Genomic DNA, 1,842 nt, shown 5'->3' on the forward strand with positions numbered 1-1,842 from the left:
CTTCTTCACGGGTCAGGGACCGTTCCGCCGCAGCGCCGATCAACGGTTTCAGGCGGTCGCTCATGCGGGCACCTGCATCACGTCGAGGAAGTTTTTCAGCAGCGCGTGACCATGTTCGGAGGCGATGGATTCCGGGTGGAACTGCACACCGTGGATCGGCAGCTCCTTGTGCTGCAGGCCCATGATGGTGCCGTCTTCCAGCTCAGCCGTGATCTCCAGGCTGTCAGGGAAGCTTTCGCGTTCCACCACCAAGGAGTGGTAGCGGGTTGCGTCAAATGGTGTCGGCAAGCCGTTGAAAACACCGATATCCTTGTGGTGCATTTTGCCCATCTTACCATGCACGATCTCGTGGCAGCGGATCACTTTGCCGCCAAAGGCCTGGCCGATGGTCTGATGGCCAAGGCAAACGCCCAGAAGCGGCGTCTTGGTTTCAGCCGCCGCTTCGGTCAGCGCCAGACAGATGCCGGCCTGATCCGGGTCACAGGGGCCGGGGCTTAGCAAGATGCCGGCGGGGTTCATCGCCATGGCCTCCTGCACGTCGATGGCGTCATTGCGACGCACGACCATTTCGGCCCCCAATTCGCCCAGGTAATGCACCAGATTATAGGTGAATGAATCGTAGTTATCGATCAGCAACAGCATGGCAGGCTCGTTCGTCATTAGGGCTGGTGGCACAAGGGCCAGCCGCAGTATAGTGGTCGCGACATACTTGTTCAGGGTTAGACGGCAGCGTCAAGAGCACATAAAGAGCGCGACCCTGAAGCGCGGCTTGCTGCGGCGAAAAAACCGTGGTTAGGCAACACATGTGATTGAGGGAAGAAAACGGGCATGCGTGGATTTCTGGGTGGCGTCAGTATTGGGGCAATAGTTGCGGTGATTGGTGCGGTTGGGTTGTCAGTGATGACACCTTTGCCGCCCCGGCCGGAGGTTGCAGTGGTGTCACCCGATGTGGTGATCCAGCCGCGCGATGCGGATGTCAGCCTCCCAAAACCGGCGGGTCAGGATGCGGATCTGGTCGAGGCGGCGCCAACTGCACCCAAGGACACAGACCCATCGGCTGGCGATCTGACGGCGTTGGCCCCATCGGTGATGGAACCTGCGGACAAACCCCGGGTGGGCGCGGCCTCGGATGCTATCGCTGTTCCTGAACCCGACGCCTCGGCACCGGAAATGACCGACAGCCAGGATCACCCGGTGGTCCCGTCGGACACACCCGAACAGACCCCGGATACCCCAGGCGCGGAAACGGCGGTGTCCACAGCAGTTGCCAATCCGGCGCAACCGTCCGTGCCACAGGTGGTCCCGGAAGGGTCAGGTTTTGCCGAACCGGCCCCTGCGGATCCAGAGAATTCGGATCTGGCCAAACAGACGGACCCCACGCCCGATGTCGCAGAATCGGTGGAACCCGTGGAGCCCGCAACCGAAGCTGCGCCGCAGGTGGATACTTCGGTGGTCGAAGCGACACCCGAGGCCGCGCCCGAGCAACCTGCCCGGATTGCGGCCCTGCCGCAGACCGGAGCCGAGACCACCGGCACCGGCCCTCAGATCGGGACGCCGGTTGTTCCTTTGACCGACCGGGGTGCGGACCCCGAGGTCACTCCGGAGCCGGTCAGTGATGGTGCGCCAACCGCCGACATTACACCGACTTCGCGACCGTTCGAAGACTTTGCCGCGCCGTTTGACAATCCGGACGGCAAGCCGCTGATGTCTATTCTTCTAATAGACGATGAACAGGCAATCGGTGCCGAAGCGTTGCTGGATTTTCCCTATCCGCTGAGTTTTGCAATCGACCCGTCCGACCCGGATGCAACGGACAAGATGGCCCGTTATCGCGCCGCCGGG

At 61.9% G+C, this 1,842-nt stretch carries 1 protein-coding gene and 1 pseudogene; one reads left to right on the top strand and one right to left on the bottom strand.

All coding sequences use genetic code 11. The features are described from left to right. Positions 1–60: 60 nt before the first annotated feature. Positions 61–642 (bottom strand): aminodeoxychorismate/anthranilate synthase component II, encoded by a 582-nt coding sequence (locus A2I95_RS34885; protein ID WP_291737152.1) that lies wholly within the window; start codon positions 640–642, stop codon positions 61–63. Between the two features lie 186 nt (positions 643–828). Here A2I95_RS34885 and A2I95_RS34890 point away from each other — a divergent pair. Then, a pseudogene (locus A2I95_RS34890) lies at positions 829–1,842 on the top strand (hypothetical protein); the annotation flags it as partial.

The sequence above is a fragment of the Leisingera sp. F5 genome, assembly GCF_001593695.1.

Bases quoted from the DNA above. Each gene is read 5' to 3' on its own strand.
- A2I95_RS34885 (WP_291737152.1), bottom strand. From the start codon at position 642: ATGCTGTTGCTGATCGATAACTACGATTCATTCACCTATAATCTGGTG.